Annotated in this window: 24 protein-coding genes, 1 pseudogene and 1 riboswitch; of the genes and pseudogenes, 13 read left to right on the top strand and 12 right to left on the bottom strand. The window is 73.8% G+C overall.

Annotated elements, in window-relative coordinates:
- Positions 1–341 precede the first annotated feature (341 nt).
- Positions 342–2,948 (top strand): glycoside hydrolase family 9 protein, encoded by a 2,607-nt coding sequence (locus AC2CJA_RS10310; RefSeq protein ID WP_484602361.1) that lies wholly within the window; start codon positions 342–344, stop codon positions 2,946–2,948.
- A 90-nt stretch (positions 2,949–3,038) separates the two neighbouring features.
- Here AC2CJA_RS10310 and AC2CJA_RS10305 read toward each other — a convergent pair whose 3' ends face one another.
- On the bottom strand, positions 3,039–3,869 hold the full coding sequence (locus AC2CJA_RS10305; protein WP_484602359.1) for a putative protein N(5)-glutamine methyltransferase: 831 nt from the start codon (positions 3,867–3,869) through the stop codon (positions 3,039–3,041).
- A 388-nt stretch (positions 3,870–4,257) separates the two neighbouring features.
- Here AC2CJA_RS10305 and AC2CJA_RS10300 point away from each other — a divergent pair, with 388 nt between their 5' ends.
- Positions 4,258–5,343 (top strand): S-(hydroxymethyl)mycothiol dehydrogenase, encoded by a 1,086-nt coding sequence (locus tag AC2CJA_RS10300; RefSeq protein WP_484602358.1) that lies wholly within the window; start codon positions 4,258–4,260, stop codon positions 5,341–5,343.
- Complete coding sequence (locus AC2CJA_RS10295; RefSeq protein WP_484602357.1) at positions 5,340–5,972, top strand: MBL fold metallo-hydrolase; 633 nt, start codon at positions 5,340–5,342, stop codon at positions 5,970–5,972. Before AC2CJA_RS10300 ends, AC2CJA_RS10295 begins: the two co-directional genes overlap by 4 nt.
- A 38-nt stretch (positions 5,973–6,010) precedes the next feature.
- On the opposite strand, the gene AC2CJA_RS10290 is transcribed toward AC2CJA_RS10295, so the two are convergent.
- A complete protein-coding gene (locus tag AC2CJA_RS10290; RefSeq protein WP_484602360.1) occupies positions 6,011–6,568 on the bottom strand; it encodes a TetR/AcrR family transcriptional regulator in 558 nt (185 codons plus the stop codon).
- 235 nt (positions 6,569–6,803) lie between these two features.
- Here AC2CJA_RS10290 and AC2CJA_RS10285 point away from each other — a divergent pair, with 235 nt between their 5' ends.
- Entirely contained in the window at positions 6,804–7,367 is a 564-nt protein-coding gene (locus AC2CJA_RS10285; protein ID WP_484602356.1) for an NAD(P)H-dependent oxidoreductase, read from the top strand.
- 44 nt (positions 7,368–7,411) lie between these two features.
- On the opposite strand, the gene AC2CJA_RS10280 is transcribed toward AC2CJA_RS10285, so the two are convergent.
- The 3 genes from AC2CJA_RS10280 to AC2CJA_RS10270 form a co-directional block, all read right to left on the bottom strand.
- Positions 7,412–7,705, bottom strand: coding sequence for a multicopper oxidase domain-containing protein (locus AC2CJA_RS10280; protein ID WP_484602355.1), 294 nt, complete (start codon positions 7,703–7,705; stop codon positions 7,412–7,414).
- Complete coding sequence (locus tag AC2CJA_RS10275) at positions 7,702–8,151, bottom strand: ATP-binding protein (protein WP_484602354.1); 450 nt, start codon at positions 8,149–8,151, stop codon at positions 7,702–7,704. The genes AC2CJA_RS10280 and AC2CJA_RS10275 overlap by 4 nt, the downstream gene beginning before the upstream one ends.
- 104 nt (positions 8,152–8,255) lie before the next feature.
- Positions 8,256–8,567 (bottom strand): STAS domain-containing protein, encoded by a 312-nt coding sequence (locus AC2CJA_RS10270; RefSeq protein ID WP_484602353.1) that lies wholly within the window; start codon positions 8,565–8,567, stop codon positions 8,256–8,258.
- Positions 8,568–8,883: 316 nt separating this feature from the next.
- Here AC2CJA_RS10270 and AC2CJA_RS10265 point away from each other — a divergent pair.
- The 6 genes and pseudogenes from AC2CJA_RS10265 to AC2CJA_RS10240 all read left to right on the top strand — a co-directional run bounded on the left by AC2CJA_RS10265 (position 8,884) and on the right by AC2CJA_RS10240 (position 13,780).
- A pseudogene (locus AC2CJA_RS10265) lies at positions 8,884–9,286 on the top strand (LbetaH domain-containing protein).
- Between the two features lie 206 nt (positions 9,287–9,492).
- Positions 9,493–10,662 (top strand): glycoside hydrolase family 12 protein, encoded by a 1,170-nt coding sequence (locus AC2CJA_RS10260; RefSeq protein WP_484602352.1) that lies wholly within the window; start codon positions 9,493–9,495, stop codon positions 10,660–10,662.
- 789 nt (positions 10,663–11,451) lie between these two features.
- Positions 11,452–11,961 carry a diaminobutyrate acetyltransferase gene (gene ectA / locus AC2CJA_RS10255; protein WP_484602351.1) on the top strand — a complete coding sequence of 170 codons (510 nt, stop codon included), beginning with the start codon at positions 11,452–11,454 and terminating at the stop codon, positions 11,959–11,961.
- Between the two features lie 46 nt (positions 11,962–12,007).
- A complete protein-coding gene (gene ectB / locus AC2CJA_RS10250) occupies positions 12,008–13,276 on the top strand; it encodes a diaminobutyrate--2-oxoglutarate transaminase (RefSeq protein ID WP_484602350.1) in 1,269 nt (422 codons plus the stop codon).
- Positions 13,254–13,436 (top strand): hypothetical protein, encoded by a 183-nt coding sequence (locus AC2CJA_RS10245; protein WP_484602349.1) that lies wholly within the window; start codon positions 13,254–13,256, stop codon positions 13,434–13,436. The genes ectB and AC2CJA_RS10245 overlap by 23 nt, the downstream gene beginning before the upstream one ends.
- Positions 13,433–13,780, top strand: coding sequence for a hypothetical protein (locus AC2CJA_RS10240; RefSeq protein WP_484602348.1), 348 nt, complete (start codon positions 13,433–13,435; stop codon positions 13,778–13,780). The genes AC2CJA_RS10245 and AC2CJA_RS10240 overlap by 4 nt, the downstream gene beginning before the upstream one ends.
- 149 nt (positions 13,781–13,929) lie before the next feature.
- Here AC2CJA_RS10240 and rpsR read toward each other — a convergent pair whose 3' ends face one another.
- The 4 genes from rpsR to rpmG all read right to left on the bottom strand — a co-directional run bounded on the left by rpsR (position 13,930) and on the right by rpmG (position 15,846).
- Entirely contained in the window at positions 13,930–14,166 is a 237-nt protein-coding gene (gene rpsR, locus AC2CJA_RS10235) for a 30S ribosomal protein S18 (protein WP_484602347.1), read from the bottom strand.
- A gap of 68 nt (positions 14,167–14,234) precedes the next feature.
- Positions 14,235–15,386: a CobW family GTP-binding protein gene (locus AC2CJA_RS10230; protein ID WP_484602346.1), complete on the bottom strand. Its 1,152-nt coding sequence runs from the start codon at positions 15,384–15,386 to the stop codon at positions 14,235–14,237.
- On the bottom strand, positions 15,383–15,640 hold the full coding sequence (locus AC2CJA_RS10225) for a type B 50S ribosomal protein L31 (RefSeq protein WP_241717701.1): 258 nt from the start codon (positions 15,638–15,640) through the stop codon (positions 15,383–15,385). Before AC2CJA_RS10225 ends, AC2CJA_RS10230 begins: the two co-directional genes overlap by 4 nt.
- 41 nt (positions 15,641–15,681) lie before the next feature.
- Positions 15,682–15,846 (bottom strand): 50S ribosomal protein L33, encoded by a 165-nt coding sequence (rpmG, locus tag AC2CJA_RS10220; protein WP_093655888.1) that lies wholly within the window; start codon positions 15,844–15,846, stop codon positions 15,682–15,684.
- Between the two features lie 70 nt (positions 15,847–15,916).
- Between rpmG and rpmB the strand changes: the two genes are divergently transcribed.
- The 3 genes from rpmB (at position 15,917) to AC2CJA_RS10205 (ending at position 17,840) form a co-directional block, all read left to right on the top strand.
- Entirely contained in the window at positions 15,917–16,153 is a 237-nt protein-coding gene (rpmB, locus tag AC2CJA_RS10215; RefSeq protein WP_279948693.1) for a 50S ribosomal protein L28, read from the top strand.
- Positions 16,153–16,458, top strand: a complete 306-nt coding sequence (rpsN, locus tag AC2CJA_RS10210) for a 30S ribosomal protein S14 (protein WP_484602345.1) — start codon at positions 16,153–16,155, stop codon at positions 16,456–16,458. Before rpmB ends, rpsN begins: the two co-directional genes overlap by 1 nt.
- A 314-nt stretch (positions 16,459–16,772) precedes the next feature.
- Positions 16,773–17,840, top strand: coding sequence for a ferric reductase-like transmembrane domain-containing protein (locus AC2CJA_RS10205; protein WP_484602344.1), 1,068 nt, complete (start codon positions 16,773–16,775; stop codon positions 17,838–17,840).
- A 36-nt stretch (positions 17,841–17,876) separates the two neighbouring features.
- Here AC2CJA_RS10205 and AC2CJA_RS10200 read toward each other — a convergent pair whose 3' ends face one another.
- The 3 genes from AC2CJA_RS10200 to AC2CJA_RS10190 are packed head-to-tail and all read right to left on the bottom strand — an operon-like array spanning position 17,877 to position 20,862.
- Positions 17,877–18,707 (bottom strand): ABC transporter ATP-binding protein, encoded by an 831-nt coding sequence (locus AC2CJA_RS10200; protein ID WP_484602343.1) that lies wholly within the window; start codon positions 18,705–18,707, stop codon positions 17,877–17,879.
- Entirely contained in the window at positions 18,704–19,819 is a 1,116-nt protein-coding gene (locus AC2CJA_RS10195; RefSeq protein WP_484602342.1) for a FecCD family ABC transporter permease, read from the bottom strand. The genes AC2CJA_RS10200 and AC2CJA_RS10195 overlap by 4 nt, the downstream gene beginning before the upstream one ends.
- Entirely contained in the window at positions 19,816–20,862 is a 1,047-nt protein-coding gene (locus tag AC2CJA_RS10190; protein ID WP_484602341.1) for an ABC transporter substrate-binding protein, read from the bottom strand. Before AC2CJA_RS10190 ends, AC2CJA_RS10195 begins: the two co-directional genes overlap by 4 nt.
- A gap of 30 nt (positions 20,863–20,892) precedes the next feature.
- A riboswitch (cobalamin riboswitch) is annotated at positions 20,893–21,073 on the bottom strand.
- Positions 21,074–21,234: the final 161 nt, after the last annotated feature.

Genomic DNA, 21,234 nt, shown 5'->3' with positions numbered 1-21,234 from the left:
CCGCGGCGCCCCGGTGCCCGTCAGCCGGCGCTCCGCCGGTTCCCGGGCCGCGGTACCACTGGGCTGAGCCGCGGGTTCCCGGGCCCGCGCCGCCGCGGACCCGGGAACGCTCACCGCGGGCCGGCCGGTCACGGGAATCCGTTGGTCGTGTCCGACGTCTTGACGCTGCCTGTCATGCACACCACGCTCTATGGGAGCGCTCCCAGGTGCTGTGGGGCGCCTCTCGTCATGCCGTCGCGTCGCCCCGTCCGTTTCCCCCGCACCGGAAGGACCGAACTGTGACACCTCATCCGCCCCCCCAGCCCCGGGCGACGGGCCGCCCGCGCCGCGGCAGGCACCGCGTGCTGGGCGCCGTGGCCGCCGCCGGACTGCTGGCCGGCGTCCTGACCGCCCCCGTCCTCGCGGCCGAGTCCGCCGACGGGCCCGAACAGATCACCAACGGCGACTTCTCCAACGGCACCACCGGCTGGTGGTGGACGGAGAACAGCCCCGGCGAGGTCGTGGACGGCCGTCTGTGCGCCGAGGTGCCCGCCGGCACGGAGAACCCGTGGGACGCCATCGTCGGGCAGAACGACCTCCCGCTCACCGCGGGCGAGGGCTACGAGCTGAGCTTCACCGCCAGCGCCACCGAGCCGGTCACCGTCCGCACCAACATCCAGATGGCCACCGAGCCCTGGACCACCGAGCACGCCTCGGCCGACCGGATCGGCGCCGAGGCGCAGACCTTCACCCACGTCTTCACCGCGGGCGCCGACCACGAGGCGGCCCAGCTCGCCTTCCAGATCGGCGGCAGCGAGCAGGCGTACACCTTCTGCCTGGACGACGTCTCGCTCACCGGCGGCGCCGAACCGCCCGTCTACGAGCCCGACACCGGCTCGCCGGTGCGCGTCAACCAGGTCGGCTACCTCACCGAGGGGCCCAAGAACGGCACCTTCGTCACCGAGAAGACCTCGGCCCTGGCCTGGACGCTCAAGGACGCAGACGGCACCGAGAAGGCGTCCGGCACCACCACCCCCGCCGGCGTCGACCCGACCTCCCGCCAGAACGTCCACACCTTCGGCCTCGGCGACTTCGACGAGACGGGCGAGGGCTACACCGTCACCATCGACGGCCACACCAGCGAGCCCTTCGACATCGGCGACGACCTGTACTCCTCGCTGCGCTCGGACGCGCTGGCGTACTTCTACCACAACCGCAGCGGCATCGAGATCGACGCCGACCTGGTGGGCGAGGAGTACGCCCGTCCCGCCGGACACGTCGGCGCCGCGCCCAACCAGGGCGACACCGAGGTCCCGTGCCAGGAGGGCCTGTGCGACTACACCCTCGACGTCTCCGGCGGCTGGTACGACGCCGGTGACCACGGCAAGTACGTCGTCAACGGAGGTATCTCCGTCGCCCAGGTGATGTCCAACTACGAGCGCACCCTCACCGCCGAGGACGCCGACGGCACCGCGCTCGGCGACGGGAAGCTCCGCGTGCCCGAGCGCGGCAACGGCGTCCCGGACGTGCTGGACGAGGCCCGCTGGCAGATGGACTTCCTGATGCGGATGATGGTGCCCGCCGGCGAGGAACTCGCCGGCATGGCGCACCACAAGATCCACGACAGGGCGTGGACCGGACTGCCGCTGCTGCCGCACCAGGACCCGCAGCCGCGCGAGCTGCACGCGCCGTCCACCGCCGCCACCCTCAACGTGGCCGCCACCGCCGCCCAGTGCGCCCGCCTGTTCGAGCGGTACGACGCGGACTTCGCCGACCGCTGCCTGGACGCCGCCGAGACCGCCTGGGCCGCCGCCAAGGCGCACCCGGACATGCTCGCCGACCCCAACGACGGCACCGGCGGCGGCGCCTACAGCGACAACGACGTGTCCGACGAGTTCTACTGGGCCGCGGCCGAGCTCTTCGTCACCACCGGCGACGAGACCTACCGCCAGGAGGTCATGAACTCCCCGCTGCACGGCGACACCGACGCCGTCTTCCCGCGCGGCGGCATGTCCTGGGGCGCCACCGCCGGCCTGGGCGCGCTCAGCCTGGCCACCGTGCCCAACGAGATGACCGACGCCCAGCTCCAGGGCGTGCGCGCCATGGTCACCGAGGCCGCCGACGGCTACGCCGCCGACTCCCGCGGCGCCGCCTACGGCGTCCCCTACGCCCCGCAGGACAACCACTACGTGTGGGGCTCCAACAGCCAGGTCCTCAACAACATGGTGGTCCTGGCCACCGCGCACGACCTGACCGGCGAGGCCGCCTACCGCGACGCGGTGCTGCGCGGCATGGACTACCTGCTGGGCCGCAACCCGCTCAACCAGTCCTACGTCACCGGATACGGCGAGCGCGACTCGCGCAACCAGCACCACCGGTTCTGGGCCAACCAGCTCGACCCGGACCTGCCCAACCCGGCGCCCGGCTCCGTCGCGGGCGGCCCGAACGTCGAGATCCAGGACCCGATCGCCCAGGACAGGCTCCAGGGCTGCGCCCCGGCGATGTGCTACATCGACCACATCGAGTCCTGGGCCACCAACGAGATCACCATCAACTGGAACGCCCCGCTGGCCTGGGTCGCCTCCTACCTCGACGACCTCGGCCGGGGCGACGACGGCGGGGAGGACCCGGGCGAGGACCCGGACGAGACGCCCTCCTGCGAGGTCACCTACTCCTCCAACCGGTGGAACAGCGGCTTCAGCACCAACGTGACGGTGAAGAACACCGGCACCGAGACGCTCAACGGCTGGGAGCTGACCTGGTCCTTCGCCGACAGCCAGAGGATCACCCAGGCGTGGAACGCCCAGGTCGTCCAGACCGGACGGGACGTCACCGCCAAGCCCGCGCAGTGGAACACCACCATTCCGGCGAACGGATCCGTGAACTTCGGCTTCAACGGAACCTCCAGCGGCCAGGCGGCCGACCCGGACGCCGTCTCCCTGAACGGGAAGGCTTGCACGGTCAGGTGACCTGACGCACCTTCGACCGCGCGCCACCCGACCGGAGGGCCGGGGCGCCCCGCACCGGGGCGCCCCGGCCCTCCGCCGTCGGCTCCGCCGTCAACCCTGCCGCAGCCCGTCGCCGGCGGAGGCCCGGGAGCCGAAGACGACGGTGGCGGACAGCTCCTCACAGACGGCCGTCCGAGGCACCAGACCGGCCCGGGCGACGGCCTCGGCCGTCCGCGGTGCCTGGTGCCCGCCCGTCTCCACCAGCAGACACCCGTCCGGCGCGAGCCACCGCGGGGCCTCCTCGATCACCCTGCGCTGGACGCCCAGCCCGTCCGGCCCGCCGTCGAGCGCCACCGGCGGCTCGTGCTCGCGGGCCTCCGCGGGCAGTAGTCCCATCTCACCGGTGGGCACGTACGGCGCGTTGGCGACCAGCACGTCGACGCGGCCGCGCAGCGCCGCGGGCAGCGGGGCGTACAGATCGCCCTCGTACACCCGGCCACCGGCGGGGGCGGTGTTGCGGCGCGCGCAGCGCACCGCGGCCGGGTCGATGTCGGCGGCGTACAGCTCCACCCCCTCCACGGCCGCCGCCACCGCGGCGCCCACCGCGCCCGAGCCGCAGCACAGATCGAGTACGACGGCGCCGCGACGGCGTCCGGCGAGCGCCGCGGCCCGCCGGGCGAGGAACTCGGTACGGCGGCGGGGCACGAAGACCCCGGGCTCCACGGCGATCCGCAGACCGCGGAACTCCGCTCGGCCCAGGACGTGTTCGAGCGGCAGGCCGCCCGCCCGGCGCTCCACCATGGCGGCGAGCTCACCGGGGGTGCGGGCGGCGGACAGCATCAGCCGCGCCTCGTCCTCGGCGAAGACGCAGCCCGCGGCCCGCAGCCGGGCGGCGACGGCGGACAGGGCGGAAGGAGCGGGGAAGGAGGAGGGATGAGGCATGAAGGCCTTCCGGGGTGCCGAAGGGCGCTCTCATGGTCACCCGCGCCGGGGAACCGGCGCCTTCGCGGGACCACGGGACGAGAGAGCCCTGCCTGACCTGGCGTCGACCGGTCTCACCCCCTCGCGTCGCACTGCGTTGCGGAGCGGTAACACTACAGCACCGCGGCTGGCCGTCCGGCGGATCCGGACCCCGCCAGCCCTCGCCGGCCGCGACCTGCCCGGGCCCGTCACGGGAGGAGGCCGCGGCTCACCCCGAGGCCCGGCGGCCGTGCGGATGTCCCCCCGGTCGCGCGGCGGGTCGGCGGGGGAGGTTCTGGGTAGCGGTGGACTCGGGCACGCCGCCGAGGCGGGCCCGGGGACCCCTGAGCACAGGAGAGGCTGCGAGGACGTGTCACAGAAGGTGCGGGCGGTCATCGCCCGGCGGAAGAACGAGCCGGTCACCGTCGAGACGGTCGTGGTGCCCGACCCCGGACCCGGCGAGGCGGTGGTGAAGGTGCGGGCGTGCGGGGTGTGCCACACCGACCTGCACTACCGCCAGGGCGGGATCTCCGACGACTTCCCGTTCATGCTGGGGCACGAGGCCGCGGGCGTGGTGGAGTCGGTCGGCGAGGGCGTGACCGAGGTGGAGCCCGGCGACTTCGTGGTCCTGAACTGGCGGGCGGTGTGCGGGCAGTGCCGCGCCTGCCGCCGCGGGCGGCCCTGGTACTGCTTCGCCACCCACAACGCCGCACAGCGGATGACGCTGGAGGACGGCACCGGGCTGACCGCCGCGCTGGGCATCGGGGCGTTCGCGGACAAGACCCTGGTCCACGCCGGGCAGTGCACCAAGGTCGACCCGGCCGCGTCGCCGGCCGTGGCCGGCCTGCTGGGCTGCGGTGTGATGGCCGGCCTCGGCGCCGCGCTGAACACCGGGAACGTCCAGCGCGGCGACAGCGTGGCCGTCATCGGCTGCGGCGGGGTGGGCGGGGCGGCGGTGATGGGCGCCAACCTGGCCGGGGCCTCGCGGGTCATCGCCGTCGACATCGACGACCGCAAGCTGGCCACGGCCCGGAAGCTGGGCGCCACCCACACCGTCGACTCCCGTGCGAGCGATCCCGTGGAGGCGGTACGGGAGCTGACCGGAGGGTTCGGCGCGGACGTGGTCATCGACGCCGTCGGCGTCCCCGAGACCTACCGGCAGGCCTTCTACGCCCGGGACCTGGCCGGGACGGTGGTGCTGGTGGGAGTGCCCACCCCGGAGATGAGGCTGGAGCTGCCGCTGCTGGACGTCTTCGGCCGCGGCGGGGCGCTGAAGTCCTCCTGGTACGGCGACTGCCTGCCCTCCCGCGACTTCCCCATGCTCATCGACCTCTACCTCCAGGGACGGCTGGACCTGGACGCGTTCGTCAGCGAGACCATCGCGCTGGACGGCGTGGAGGAGTCGTTCGGCCGCATGGTGGCCGGCGACGTGCTGCGCTCGGTGGTGGTCCTGTGAGCACCGTGCGCGTCGACCATCTGACCACCTCCGGCACCTTCTCCCTGGACGGCGGGACCTGGGAGGTGGACAACAACGTCTGGATCGTCGGCGACGAGGACGAGGCGCTGGTCGTCGACGCCGCCCACGACGCCGACGCCATCGCCCGCGCGCTGGGCGGGCGGCGGCTGACCGCCATCGTGTGCACCCACGCCCACGACGACCACATCGACGCGGCCCCGGCCCTGGCCGGGGCCACCGGCGCGCCCGTCCTCCTCCACCCCGACGACCGGCCGCTGTGGGACCTGACCCACCCGGGCCGGGCGCCGGACGGGGAACTGGCCGACGGGCAGACGCTCACCGTCGCCGGGACCGGGCTGACGGTGCTGCACACCCCCGGTCACGCGCCCGGCGCGGTCTGCCTGTACGCCCCGGCCCTGGGCACGGTCTTCACCGGCGACACCCTCTTCGCCGGAGGTCCCGGAGCCACGGGCCGGTCCTTCTCGCACTTCCCGACCATCGTCGACTCCATCCGCGGCAGGCTGCTCACCCTCCCGCCCGAGACGGTGGTGCGCACCGGCCACGGCGAGTCCACCACCATCGGCGCCGAGGCACCCCACCTCCAGGAGTGGATCGACCGCGGCCACTGAGCCCGCGGACGCCCCGGCCCGGCGCGCGGCCCGGCGGGTCAGGTGCGGGTGATGCGGGCGACCAGGTCGAGCCAGCCGGCCTCCAGGCGCTCCACCGGTATGCCGCGCCGCTGGGTGAGGTGGTGCAGGAGCGCGATGTCCAGGTGGCTCGCGAGGGTGTGGGCCAGCAGTTCGGCGTCGCCGCCGACGCCGGACTCGCGCAGCAGCGTGGTGAGGTGGGTGAGGACCAGGCGGCGGGGCGGGGGGTCGAAGCGCCTGCACGCCTCCGGCTCGGCGGCCAGCAGCAGGGCGCGGTGGGCCGTCAGGTGCCTGAGCGTGGCGAGGCCGAACTCCTCCAGCCGCCGCACGGGGGGCGCGCCGGGCCCCAGCGGCGGGGGGCCGGTGAGGAAGGACTCCTGGTAGAGGCGCTCGGAGTGGTCCAGGAGGGCCATGAGCAGGCCGCCCCGGTCGCCGAAGCGCCGGAAGACGGTCCCCTTGCCGACGGAGGCGGCGGCGGCCACGGCCTCCATGGTCAGGTGCTCGGGGCCGCGCTCGGCGACCAGCCGGGCGGCGGCCTCCAGCAGACGCGTCCGGTTGCGGGCCGCGTCGGCGCGCATGGGGGGCGTCCGGCCGGCCGGCGGCAGCAGCGGCTGACCGGGTATCTGCCCGGCCGTCTGCTCGGCTGTCTGCCCGGGGCGGCCCTGTTCGTCGTCGGGCGGCGCGATCGGAGTCACGAAACTCAGCGTACCCCCGGGGGAAGAAAATGGACCACGGTCCGGTTAGCGTGCTAGAAAGCATTCGGACCACGGTCCGTTTACCGTTCCGCCCTTCCCCGACCCCACAGGAGAAGCCATGTCCGTCCGCATCCTCGCCCTCGTCGGCAGCCTCCGCTCCGGCTCGCACAACCGCCGGCTCGCCGAGACCGCCGGGAAGCACGCCCCCGAGGGCGTCGAGCTCGTCGTCCACGAAGGCCTGGGCGACCTGCCCTTCTACAACGAGGACGTCGACGTCGAGGGCTCCGTGCCCGCCGAGGCGGCGCGGCTGCGCGAGGTGGCCGGCGGAGCCGACGCCTTCCTGCTGTTCTCGCCCGAGTACAACGGCACCATCCCGGCCGTGCTGAAGAACGCGATCGACTGGCTCTCCCGTCCCTACGGAGCCGGCGCCCTGTCCGGCAAGCCGGTGGCCGTCGTCGGCACCGCCTTCGGGCGGTACGGTGGCGTGTGGGCGCAGGACGAGACCCGCAAGGCCGCGGGGATCGCGGGCGGCAGGGTACTGGAGGACGTGAAGCTCTCCATCCCCAACTCGGTCGTGCGCTTCGCCGAGGCCCACCCGGCCGACGACGCCGAGATCACCGGGCAGCTCGTCGAGATCCTCGGCAGGGTCTCGGCCGCCGCCGCCGCGCCGTCCGCCGCCTGACCGGCCGCGCCGCTTCGCGATTCAGCGGACCCGGTGGTTCCGCATCATCTCGTGGTCCTCGCGCCGAGGATGTGGCAGTGCCAGACGTACGGGCCGGGCCTGTCGAAGAGCGCCTTGATCCGGGTGACCTGCCCGGGCGGCGCCGGCCCGGTGTCCTTCGGACCCGGGGCCCGCCGGCGGGCCGCCCGGGACCCGTGACCCGGCCGTGCGGTCGCCCTCCCGCACGGACCGCCCGTCGTCCCCCGGGGCGCGCCCCCACCGTATGAGCGACGGGGGTGCTCGGGTCCCCGTCGCGACAGGCCCGGGAGGGCTGGAGTTCGTGCCGGGGCCGGCCTCACCACGGGAGGAAGGCGTGGATCTCCTTGCCGTCCGGTAGTGGGTGGACGCTGAGCCGGTCGGCGATCCGCTCGACGATGGACCAGCCGAAGCCGCCCCCGCCGCCGTCCAGGTCGGCCCGGCGCGGGCTGGGCGGGGTCGGATCGCCGTCGCGGACGGTGACCTGTACGCGGCCCCCGGAGAAGGCCAGGCACAGGGTGAGCGGACCGGAGGTGTGGCGTACGGCGTTGGTGACCAGTTCGGAGACGACCAGCAGCACGTCGTCGTGCGAGCGGTCCCCGGTGGGTGGATCGGTGCCCGCCAGCTTCGTCAGGAAGGCGTCGGCGGCACCGCGTGCCCGGGCGATGGTGCCGGAATGGCCGTCGAAGTCGGCGCGCAAACGGGGAGCCCCCAAACCCTCGCTCAGCAGTTCCATCGCCGGTCCCCCAGTCAGCACAGCGGTGTCCATGATGCGTCTTCCCGCTGATGTCCACACCATACGCCGCTGTGGCCCCGCCTCGCCGCACCCGTTGCCGCGGGCGGGCCGGAGACCGGGGGTCCGGACGGGGGCGGTCAGCCCGCGACGGTGAAGAACCCCGCCAGACCCGCCAGTTCCAGCAGCCTGCCGGGTTGTTCGCCGACACCGGTCAGGGTCAGGGGGACCCCGCGGTCCCGGCAGTTGCGCTCCAGGGAGAGAAGGGCGTGCAGGCCGGCGGAGTCCATGAAGGGGACACTCGACAGGTCCACGGCCAGGCCCCGCCACGGCTGGTCGAGTTCCTCCAGGACGCCCGTCAGGGCCGGCGCGCTGTCGTGGTCGACGTCACCTCGGGGATGCAGGACGACGGTGTCGTGTTGGCGGGTGATGGCGACGGACAGGGTGCGCATGGCCCTCGACCCCCTTCCGGGGTGGATCGGCTCGTGTCGGCCGGAGTCGTTCTCCGGATCGGGCGGTTGGGCGGGTAACCGGCCGACGCGGGCGGAGGAGCCTCCCCGGCCAGACGGCGGGGCGGCTCCCCCCACCGTCACACACCTGGAGCCGCCGCGCCACCATCGCTGTCCCAAATCCCGGCCCGTGCGCACGTCCGGGGGAGCCGGACGGGACGGGAACCGGGGCGCCGCCGACCGGTTCCGGGCACGGCGGTGACGCCGAGCGGAGGAACGCACGCCCGCCGGGGAGCCCTGCATCGCAGACGATCCCGAACTGGCCGCCGACCCGCTGCGCGCGGCCGGGCTGTGTGAACGGTTCAACACCTCGCCGGCCGCCGCTGTACACCGACCACGGCTACCGGATCACCATCGGGCCCGGTACGTTCGTCAACTTCGGCGCGGCCGTGCTCGACGTCGCCCCCGCCCCGATCGGCCCGGACGTCCGGCTGTTCACTCCGGCCCATCCGCTCGACCCCGAGCGGCGCCACGCCAAGTGGGAGGCGGCCGAGCCGGTCGCCCTCGGCGACAGCGTCTGGCCCGGGGGCGGCGTCATCGTCCGCCCCGGTGTGACCATCGGTGAGAACACCGTGGTCGGCGCGGGGACCGTCGTCCCCCGGGACCCGCCCGCGAACGTCGTCGCGGTGGGCAACCCGGCCCGCGTCGTCCGCGAGCCCTGAAGCCGGGTGCTCCCGGCGAGGTCCGAACAGGGGTGAATGCCCGGTTGTGCCCGATCGGTGGTGAGACGCGGGGATCCGGGGACCGGGAGGGAAACCCGGGGGTGCCGCCCGTCTTGTCATGCTCCGGATGTAGTCATAGAGTCCGCCGCGCAGTGATGGGAGCGCTCCCAGAGACTCCCTGCCCCCGCTCCTGCCGAAAGGACAGCATGCCTTCCCCCCTGCACATCCCCCCGCATGCCCCCTCGCGTGCGCCACTGCGCTCCGTTCCCCGGATACGCGCCGTACTGCTGACGCTCCTGATGCTCGCGGGTTCCCTGACGGCCCTGACCGCCACGGCGCAGACCGCCCGCGCCGACGAGCGGATCTGCGACCAGTACGGGACCGCCACCATCCAGGGCAAGTACGTGGCGCAGAACAACCGCTGGGGCACCAGCGCCACCCAGTGCATCGACGTGACGGGCACCGGGTTCCGGCTCGCCCGGGCCGACGGTTCGGTCCCGACCAACGGCGCGCCCAAGTCCTACCCCTCGGTCTACTACGGCTGCCACTACACCAACTGCTCCCCGGGCACCGCCCTGCCGATGCGGGTCAGCTCGATCGGCAGCGTGCCCAGCAGCGTCTCGTACACCTACGTCGACAACGCCGTCTACAACGCCTCGTACGACATCTGGCTCGACCCGGCGCCGAAGAGGGACGGGGTCAACCGGACCGAGATCATGATCTGGCTCAACCGGGTGGGCCCGATCCAGCCCATCGGCTCCCGCGTCGGCACCGCGAACGTCGGCGGCCGCAGCTGGGAGGTGTGGACCGGCAGCAACGGCTCCAACGACGTCATCTCCTTCATCGCCCCCTCGGCGGTCCGGAGCATGAGCTTCGACGTCATGGACTTCGTCGACGAGACGGTCGCCCGCGGCATGGCCCAGCGCTCGTGGTACCTGACCAGTGTCCAGGCCGGCTTCGAACCGTGGCAGAACGGCGCCGGTCTCGCCGTCGACTCCTTCTCCGCGTCCGTCGGCACCGGTGGCGGTGACGACGGTGAGCCCGGTGGCGAGCCGGGCGCGTGCGAGGTCACCTACACCACCAACTCCTGGTCGAACGGTTTCACCGCCGACGTCCGCGTCAGGAACACCGGCTCGACCGCGATCAGCGGCTGGGAGCTGAACTTCGCCCTGCCCGCCGGCCAGTCGGTCACCAGCGCCTGGAACGCCGTACTCTCCCCCGGTACGGGCGCGGTGACGGCCCGTCCGGTCGAGCACAACAGGAACATCGAGCCGGGCGGCACCCAGTCGTTCGGCTTCCAGGGAACCCATTCGGGGGGCACGCCCGGCGAGCCGGCCCGGTTCGTCCTCAACGGCACCGTCTGCACGGTGAGGTGAGCCGCACCCGGCGGCGGTTCCTCCCGCGCGCCGGCGTCCTCGTGGAGCCGGTGGCCGGCGCCCATGAACGCCGTGCCGGGCTTGAGGCGCTCACCGGCGGGCGGGTACGGCCGCGGCCGTCCCCGCCGCGGCCGTCAGCAGGGCGAGTACGGCGGCGAGCACGCCGGCCACGGCGGATCCCGGCAGGCGGTGGGGGGAGGGCGGCGGCACGACCGTGTCCGGCGCGCTCGTACCGACATGACTATCTTGACGTGGACGCGCCATAAGTGAGGCATGTGGTTGGTCGCCCTGTGAAGACGCTCCAGGCACTCCCTGTGGTCTCGACCTCTGCCGGGGGGTGCGAACTGCGCCGACGGGCCGCGTCCGGCGGGAACCCTCACGGCGCGAAAGCGGATTCCCCCGGACGGCTGCAGGGCCGGGAAGGCCCGCGCCGCGGCTCTGTGCGTTCCGCCGTTCGGGTGAGCTTTGGGGTGGGCTTCGGGGACGGCCGGACAAGCCTTCCCGGTGTTTTCCCGCCTCATCCGGCCCCGTGCGGGAAAAGGCGGGAAAACCTGCGGTAGCCACCCGGTGGTCACCGGAGTAGCTTTCGATGAGTGCCGACGAGCGCGGGAAGCCTGCCGAACAGGGATGACAGCCCGGTCAGTTGTCCCGCGCACCGGAAAGACCGTCCGGCGACGCGGGTGGTTGTTCCGCGGGATCCGCGCCCGGCAGTCCCGGGATCCTGTCGGCCGACTCCGTTCGGTGGAAGCCGCCGGGGGATCGGGTGCCGACCGCGGTGGAGGTGAAGCCATGGCGACGCAGACGGAACCCCTGATCGAGGCGCCCGGCGTCGAGGACGGCGCCGCCGTGTGGCGCATCGCCCGGGACTCCCGGGTCCTCGATCTCAACTCCTCGTACAGCTACCTGCTGTGGTTCCGGGACTTCGCCCGGACCTCCGCGGTGGCGCGCGGCGAGCACGGTGCGCCCGTCGGCTTCGTCACCGGCTACCTGCGTCCGGAGAGGCCCGGCACGCTGGTGGTCTGGCAGGTCGCGGTGGACGAGGAGCACCGCGGACGCGGCCTGGCCGGCGCCATGCTGGACCACCTGGCCGCCCGGTCGGCGCCGCGGGGGATCCGGCGCCTGGAGGCCACCGTCGCACCGGGGAACACCGCCTCCGACCGGCTGTTCACGCTCTTCGCCCGGCGGCACGGCGCGGCGCTGAAGCGTGAGGCGCTGTTCGGCGCGGATCTCTTCCCGGACGGCCACGCCCCCGAGGTGCTGTACCGCATCGGGCCACTGCCCCGCGCCGTCCGGCCCTGATCCGCCGCCCGCCCGGCAACCCACACCCAGCGAGGAGCGCAACGCCATGACCATGACCGAAGCCGAGACCTCCGTCTTCGACGCCCTGGAATCGGAGGTGCGCAGTTACTGCCGCGGCTGGCCGAGGGTCTTCGAGTACGCGCACGGCTGCCGTCTGCGGGACGAGGACGGCCATGTGTACCTGGACTTCTTCGCCGGGGCGGGCGCACTGAACTACGGGCACAACCCCCCGGTCCTCAAACGCGCCCTGCTGGACTACCTGGAGCGCGACGGCGTCACCCACGGCCTGGACATGTCCACCACGGCCAAACGGGACTTCCTGGAGACGTTCCGCGACCTCGTGCTGCGCCCGCGCGGCCTGGACCACAAGGTGATGTTCCCCGGCCCGACCGGCGCCAACGCCGTCGAGGCGGCCCTGAAGCTGGCCCGCAAGATCAAGAGGCGCGAGACGGTGGTGTCCTTCACCAACGCCTTCCACGGCATGTCGCTCGGTGCGCTGGCGGTGACCGGCAACGCCTTCAAGCGGGCCGGCGCCGGCATCCCCCTGGTGCACGGAGTGCCCATGCCGTTCGACCGCTACCTCGACGGCAAGGTCGAGGACTTCCTGTGGTTCGAGCGCCTGCTGGAGGACCGCGGTTCCGGCCTGAACCGGCCGGCCGCCGTGATCGTCGAGACCGTGCAGGGCGAGGGCGGCGTCAACGTCGCCCGGGCCGAGTGGCTGCGCGCCCTGGCCGGTCTGTGCCGCCGCTGGGACATGCTGCTGATCGTCGACGACATCCAGATGGGCTGCGGCCGCACCGGCGGTTTCTTCTCCTTCGAGGAGGCCGGGATCACCCCCGACATCATCACGGTGTCCAAGTCGATCAGCGGCTACGGGCTGCCGATGGCGCTGACGCTGTTCCGGCCCGAGCTGGACGTGTGGGAGCCCGGCGAGCACAACGGCACCTTCCGCGGCAACAACCCCGCCTTCGTCACCGCCGCCGCGGCCCTGAACACCTACTGGGCCGACGGGCAGATGGAGAAGCAGACGCTCGCACGCGGCGAGCAGGTCGAGGCCGCCCTGTCCGAGATCGTCCGCGAACACCGCCGGAGCGGGGCCGAACACCGCGGACGCGGCCTGGCCTGGGGGCTGACCTTCGCCGACGAGGGGCGTGCCGCCCGGGTGTGCGCCCGCGCCTTCGAGCTCGGACTGCTCATCGAGACCTCCGGCCCCGAGAGCGAGGTCGTCAAGCTGCTCCCGCCCCTCACCGCGACTCCGGACGAGCTGGACGAGGGCCTGCGCACCCTGGCCCGTGCCGTCGACGAGACCGCCTGACACCCCGCCCGCCGCTTTCGGGTACCTCGACCGCATCGTCGTCCTCGACCGGGGGCGGGTGGACGCCGTGGGCGTGCACGCCGGCCTGGCCGAGGCCGGAGGCGTCTACGCGCGGCTGGTCGAGGCCGGCCGCGCCCACCGGGGAGGGGTCGCCGCATGAGCGCCACCGCTCACACCGCCTCCGGTGCGGACGTGCCCGCACGCGGTTCGCTGCGCGCCCTGCTCCCCGCCCTCGCCGGACACCGCGCCATGGCGGCCCGCACCTGCGCCGCCGCGCTCGTCGAACAGGGTTCCCTCGTCGCGCTGCTGACGCTGGCCGCGCACACCGTGGGGGCGGCCGTCGTCGAGGGACGCGCCCCCTCGGCCGCCACCGTCACCGTTCTCGCCGCCCTCGCCCCGCCGCCGGCCGCGCCCCGCCCGCTGCCCCCGGCCCACTGGGCGTCCGGATGCACCGGGTGGGGTTCGACTACGGCGGCGGACCGGTGCTGGACGGCGTCGAACTGACCGTCCGCCCCGGGCAGACCCTCGCGCCGGTCGGAGCCTCGGGGGGCCGGGAGGGCTCGGAGAAGCGGCGTACGGGCCGGCACCCGGGGGAGCGGGTGCCGGCCCGAAGCCGGTGGAGGGCGGGCGCCTCCGGAGGGGAGGGGTTCCCGCTACCGGCTGCCGTAGGGCAGCAGGGCCATCTCCCGGGCGTTCCTGATCGCGCGGGCGAGCTGCCGCTGCTGCCGGGCGGTGACGCGGGTGACGCGGCGACCGCGGATCTTGCCCCGGTCGGAGACGAACTTCCGCAGCAGGTCGGTGTCCTTGTAGTCGATGTAGGTGATCCCGGCGGCGTCCAGGGGGTTGGGACGGGGCTTGGCGTTCCTGCGGGGGTCGGGGTGGCGCGGCATGCGGGGTGTTCCTCGGCTCTCGTGGGTCGTCTCGTGGGTCGTTTCGCGGACCGGGGCGCCGGACCGGTTCAGGCGGCGTCCAGCAGGGGGCCGAAGGCGGCCGGGAGGCGTCTCCACGCCTCCCGGCCCGCGGCGTACTCGGCGTCGGTGAGCAGGCAGGAGTCGAGCAGGCGCAGCAGGCCCTCGCGGTCCAGGTCGGGGGAGGTGAAGACCAGGTGCTGGCAGCGGTCGCCGTGCTCGGGATGCCAGTCCAGCGCGGCGGCCGTCCGCCGGACGGGGTCCACCATCTCCCAGGCGGCGTCGGGCAGCGACGCCAGCCAGGGGCCGGCGCTCTCGACGCAGAGCGCGCCGCCGGCGCAGTCCCAGGCCAGCAGGGTGTCGGGCCGGTCGGCGAGCCAGAAGCGGCCGCGGCTGCGGGCGGCGGCGCAGGCGAGGTCCTCCAGGGCCTCGAAGAGCCGTCCGGGGTGGAAGGGGCGGTGGCGGCGCCAGACCAGGGTGGCCACCCCGGCCTCGTCCGCCTCCTGCGGCAGCCGGGAGCAGGCCGGATGCTGGGCGGTGGCGGCCATCGCCGCGTCGAAGCCGGCGAGCGCGGCCTCGGCCAGCTCCCCGGAGGCGGCCGGCACCCGGCGCGCGGCCGGGTGGAGCTGGGACAGGAGCGCGTGGCCGGCCTCGTCGGCCTCGGGGCTGTCGACGAGGGCGAGCACGGGGGCGTACTCCAGTTGCCGCGCCCAGGTGTCGGCGACCGTGCGCTGATCGGTGGCGGCCGCGGCGAGACCGGCCTCGGCCAGGTCGTCGCCGCATGCCAGACAGGGCAGGACGAGCGCGGGGTCGACGGCGGTGACGACGCCGGTCAGCTCCAGTGTGTCGTGGCCGTGGGCGGCGACGGCCTCGGCCATGCCCTTCGGCTCGACGGAGTCCCACAGCTCGACGACCGCCAGCCGGGCCGCGCCGCCGTCGGCCAGCCGCTCCAGCTCCGGGATCAGGTCCTCGCGCAGCGCGCAGCAGGCGCAGTCGTCGACCAGGGGCGCCTCGCCGCGGGACAGCTCGCCCGAGGCGTCGCGCACGGTGCGCACCACCGTGCCGTCCGCGGCGCCGGACAGGTCGTGGTGGAGGGCCACGCAGCCCGGCACGGCGCGCAGCAGCCGCTCCACGACCTCGCGGCGGGCGTCGGCGTGCAGCCCGGCGACGATCACGACGGGCAGCCGTGGCTCCACGGTCATCGCCGGGCCCCGCGCGAGCCGTAGCGGCGCTCGAAGCGCTCCACGCGTCCGGCGGTGTCCAGGACCCGCTGGGTGCCGGTGTAGAAGGGGTGGCTCGCCGAGGAGATCTCGACGTCGACCACCGGGTAGGTGTTGCCGTCCTCCCACTCGATCGTCTTGTCACCGGTCATGGTGGAGCGGGTGAGGAAGGCGAAGCCGGCGCTCCTGTCGCGGAAGACGACGGGGCGGTACGGGGGATGGATTCCGGGTTTCACGGTGGTGTCCTCGTGTCGTGGGGTCGGGGCCGGGACGGGGTTCAGCGTTCCTCGCGGAAGTCGACGTGGCGGCGGGCGAGGGGGTCGTACTTGCGCAGGACCATGCGGTCGGGGTCGTTGCGGCGGTTCTTGCGGGTGACGTAGGTGTAGCCGGTCCCCGCGGTGGAGCGGAGCTTGATGACCGGGCGGAGTTCGCTGCGTGCCATGGCGCTAGTATATGACAATGGTTTCCATTATCGAAAAGGGAGCCGTCCGCACCGACAGGAAGGACCCCCCTTGTCCGCCCACTGCCAGCTGACCGGCGCCAAGCCGGGCTTCGGCAACAACATCTCCCACTCCCACCGGCGCACCTCCCGCCGCTTCGACCCCAACATCCAGCGCAAGCGGTACTGGCTGCCCGGTGAGGGGCGCCACGTCCGGCTCACCCTCAGTGCGAAGGGCATCAAGACCGTCGACGCCATCGGCATCGAGGCCGCCGTGGCCCGCATCCGCGCAAGGGGGGGAAAGGTCTGATGGCGAAGAAGAGCAAGATCGCCAAGAACGACAAGCGGCGGGAGACCGTCGAGCGGTACGCGGCCCGGCGCGCGGAACTGAAGGGGATCATCCGCCGCCCCTCCTCCACCGAGGACGAACGCGCCGCCGCGCTGGCCGAGTTGCGGCGCCAGCCGCGTGACGCCAGCGCGACCCGGGTGCGCAACCGCGACGCCGTGGACGGCCGCCCGCGCGGCCACCTGAGGAAGTTCGGGCTCTCCCGGGTGCGGATGCGGCAGCAGGCCCATGCGGGATTCCTGCCCGGAGTCACCAAGTCCTCCTGGTGACCGACCTCTTCGGGACGGAGGGGCAGGTCTTCCTCCGTCCCGGGGAGACCTGCCGTGCGGCTGGCGCGCCCGTGCCCTCCGCCGACGCCCGCACGGAGGCGCCACCGGCCCCGGCCGGACGCGACCGGCCGGGGCACGCCGGACCGCTCCGGCGTGGTGTCGGGGGCGGCGGCGGTCCCGCGGCGGTCGCCGGGCCTTTCCGGGGAGCCCGGCTGTGGTTAGTCTCGGGGCGCACTGCCCGGACCCGGTGCCCGACCGCTTCCCGGCCGGGCCGGTGCTCTCTCCCACCCCCACAGGAGAAGGACGTGCCCACCATGCCGCAGACTTCCGCCCCGACGTATCACCGGAAACGTTTCGACCGGCCCGCGCTGCGGGCGGACCTGCGGGCGGCGGTGCCCGACGCCACCGCCGCACTGGTCGTCACCGCGGGCGTCTTCGCGTTGCTGTACGCGCGCGTGGAGTCCGGCGCCTCCATGACGCTCCAGGTGATGCCCGACCTGTCGGACGCCGACCGGTACTGGATGTACTGGTTGTGCCAGGCGTTCGGCTGGTCCGCCCTGTTGTGGTCCTGGATCACGGTCATACTGGGCCTGGTCAGGTCGAGTGCCGCACCGGGGCGGCTGCGACTGCCTGCGGCGCGGATCGAGCGCTGGCACCGCACCACCAGCCTGACCACCATCGGCCTGATGTTCGCGCACGCCGCCCTGTTCTTCGCCGAACTGGTGCGCGCGAACGAGGACGGGGCGGGCTGGGCGGGACGTCTGACAACCTCCTTCGCCGAGGTCTTCGTCCCCGGCGTCTACTCCTCCGGAACCGGCCGGATCGCCATCCTGATCGGCCTGCTCGCCCTCTACCTCGCCATCCCGCTCGGCCTGGCCTTCTACCTGCGCCAGGCCACCGGCTCCCGCATGTGGCGGGCCCTGCACCGCTTCGTCGTCGTCGTCTACGTCCTCAGCGTCTGGCACACCCTGCTGTACGGCACCAACATCTGGTACGACGGGGCCTTCCGCACCACGGTCTGGCTCCTCCAGCTGCCCGTCGCGGCCCTGCTCCTGATCCGGCTGCTGGCTCCCGCGCGGCGCGGTGAGCGCCTGCACCTGCGCGACGCCCCATGGGGGCGGGGCGGGCTCCCAGTGGCGGCCGTTCTGCGGGGCCGGCCCGCGGCCGCGGCCGTCGTGGTGGGCCTGCTGGTGGTGGCCGCGACCGGCCGTGACGGGGGCCGCACCCCGGGCGTCACCGGCGCCGGCCTGAACGTCACCCAGACACAGGTGTGGGTGGGACTGGCCGTGCTGCTCGCCGTCATCGCGGCCGTCGCCCACCGTCTGCGCCCCGCGCCCCGTGCCGGCGGGGCGGCGGTGCGCGACGGGGAGGACGCGTCCTGAGGGAGACGGTGCGAGGGGGCGGCGGGAGAAGCCGCGTCAGCCGGCGCCGCCGGGCCGACGGGCTCCCAGGGCTTCCTCCGCGCCCGGCGCGGCCTCCCCGGGCAGGAAGGTGATGTGGGGCCTGCCGGTACGGGGGTGGAGGACCACCTCGCCGGCCACCCCGTACACCTCGGCCAGCAGCCGGGGGGTGAGGACCTCCGCGGGCGGACCCGAGGCGTTGACCTCGCCGTTCCTGAGGACGTAGAGGCGGTCGCAGTAGTACGCGGCCAGGTTGAGGTCGTGCAGGGCGACCAGCACGGTGGCCGGGAGGCGGCGCAGCAGGCCCAGGACCTCGAGCTGGTGGCGGACGTCCAGGTGGTTGGTCGGTTCGTCCAGCACGAGGAGGGCGGGCTGCTGGGCCAGGGCGCGGGCGATGAGCACCCGCTGGCGTTCGCCGCCGGAGAGACGGCCGAAGGGACGGCCGGCCAGATCGCCGGCGCCCACCGCGGCGAGCGCCGACTCGATCAGACGGGTGTCCTCGGGAGTGTCGCCGTCGAGCAGACGCTTGTGCGGGGTGCGGCCCATGGCGACGACCTCGCGGACGGCGAGGTCGAAGTCGGCCGCCGGCTCCTGCACCACCGCGGCCGCGGTACGGGCCAGCCGCCGCGCCGGCAGCGACCAGACGTCCTCGCCGTCGACGCGGACCCGGCCGGCGTCGGGGCGCAGGACACGGTAGACGGCGCGCAGCAGGCTGGACTTGCCGCTGCCGTTGGGCCCCACGAGCCCGATGGTCTCGCCCGGACGGGCGGTCAGGGAGACCTCCCGCACCAGGTGCCGGGCCCCCGCGGTGAGCGTGACGCCGTCGACGCGCAGGTCGGTCGCACTCATGCCGCTCCCCGGTCGGTGTCCCGCCGGGCGTCCCGGCGCAGCAGCCACAGGAAGAAGGGCCCGCCGCACAGGGCGGTGAGGACGCCGACCGGGATCTCCAGCGGGGCGGCGACCGTCCGCGCGGCGATGTCGGCCCAGACGAGGAAGACCGCACCGCCGAGGGCCGCCGTCGGCAGCACCCGGCGGTGGTCGCCGCCGACGAACAGACGCACGATGTGCGGCATCATCAGGCCGACGAAGCCGATCGGCCCGGCCGCCGCGACCAGCACGCCGGTCACCAGGGAGAGCAGGACGAACAGCCGGGCGCGGAACCGGGCCACGTCCAGCCCCATCGTGGTGGCCGCCTCCTCGCCGGCCAGCAGCAGGTTCAGGTTGCGGGCCTGTACGACGAGGACGGTGGTGCCCAGGAGCAGGGCCGCGCCGGGCAGCCACAGAGTGCCCCAGCCGACACCGCCGAGGCCGCCGAGGGTCCAGGCCAGGACCGCGCGGGCCTCGTTGCCCCGGTCGGTGGTGAGCAGCAGGAGGTTCAGCAGCGCGGTGAGCACCGCCGCGATCGCCACTCCGGACAGGACGAGCCGCGAGGAGGTGATGCGTCCGCCGGTGCGGGCGGTGGCGTAGACGAGCAGCAGCGCGCCGAGCGCGCCCGCGAAGGCGGCGGCCGACAGCGACACCGGTCCCAGCCAGGTCACCCCGAACACGATCACGGCGACGGCGCCGAGGGACGCCCCCGAGGACACCCCCAGCAGATACGGCTCGGCGAGCGGGTTGCGGACCAGGGCCTGCAGGGCGGTGCCGATCACCGCGAGGCCGGCGCCGGTCACCGCGCCGAGCAGCACGCGCGGCGCCCGCACGTCCAGCACGATGGTCTCCCGCGCCCGCGACCAGTCGGGGACCTGCCAGTCGGCGCCCAGCGCGTGCGTCACGATGCCCCACACCTGACCGGGCGGCACCCGCACCGAGCCGATGGCCAGACCGGCCGTGGCCGAGACCACCAGCAGGGCGACGAGGACGAGCAGGGTGGTGGCCAGGGATCTCCGGCCCGCCCGCCTCCCGCCGCGTGGGGAACGCCGCACGGCCGCGTCGGCGGGCGCGCTCGCGGCCGGAGCCGTCACCGGAAGTTCTCGGGGTGCAGCCCGCGGGCCAGGTCCTCCACCGCGTAGGCCGAGCGGATGCCCACCAGGGTCGCGGTCAGCGGCAGGACGACGAACCGCTCGTTCCGGACGGCGGGCACGTCTTCGAGGGCGGGCCGGGAGAGCAGGAACTCCTTCTTCCGCTCGACGCTTCCGGCGCCGGCGTAGTCGTAGACGGCGATGACCTCCGGCCTGCGCTCGACGACCTGCTCCCAGGAGACGTCGCCGAAGACGTCGTCGAGGTCGGCGAAGACGTTCTCGCCCCCGGCCAGCCGGATCAGTTCGCTGCCCAGACTCCTGCCGCCCGCGGTGAAGGCCGTCTTGTCGCCGCTGTCGTAGACGAAGACGGGCACCCGGGGTTCGTCCTCGACGGCCGCGGCGGCCTCTTCGATCCGCCCCCTCAGATCGGCGACCAGTTCCTCCGCCCGGCCGGAGACGCCGAATATCTCGCCGACGGTGCGGATCTCGGCGTAGGTGTCCTCCATCGTCACCCGTTTCTTCCCGCAGTACTCGCGGTTGAGGTGGGTGTCGATGCCGGCGTCGGCGAACGCCTTACGGGAACGGCCCTCGTTCTCGGCGAAGGCGCTGCCGTAGCCGCCGTAGACGAAGTCCGGCTCGGCGTCGAGGACCATCTCGAACGAGGGCTCCCTCTCCGCCAGTTCGGGGATGGACTCGTAGTCCTCCCTCAGTTCGGGCAGAGGGGCGGAGTCGGGGAAGGCGGTGCCCACCATGCGGTCCTTCAGACCGAGGGCGAGCATCAGCTCCGCCGGGTGCTGGTGGATGGTGACCACCCGCGACGGCGGCCTGTCGTACGTCGTCTCCACACCGCAGTTGTCGACGGTGACGGGGAAGCCCTCGGCCGGCGCCGACGCGGCCCCGCGGCCTCGTGAGGTGTCGCCGGAGGAGCCGCAGCCCGCGGCCAGCAGGGCCGCCGACAGGACCACGGCCGCGGTGCGCGGGACGCGGCGCCGGGCGGGCGACCGGCGTGCGGGTGAGGGGAAACGGGTGTGCGCAGGGGTGGACATGTGAAGCCTCCTGGGGAGTCCGCGCTCCTCGGAACGGGCCCGCGACAGGCCAGTGTCCTGACTCCCGGATCGACGCTTCCCCCTGCCTTCCCGCGCGGCGCGGTGGCGTGCTCAAGGGGTGCACTCCCCGGTCACAGTGGCGGGACCGTGCCGGATTCGCACCGGCTTCCTGTCTCCCGTCGCGGTGATGACCAGCTGATACTACGTTCATCCGAGACGAGGGTGAAAGGGAGTACGGCACCGGTCGCGCGCCTCTTTCACGTGAAGCCTCCTGGGGAGTCCGCGCTCCTCGGAACGGGCCCGCGACAGGCCAGTGTCCTGACTCCCGGATCGACGCTTCCCCCTGCCTTCCCGCGCGGCGCGGTGGCGTGC

The organism is Streptomyces sp. ATLC9 (assembly GCF_057196705.1).
Note: the sequence above shows the minus strand (reverse complement) of the source record. Positions and strands in the feature narration are given on the sequence as shown.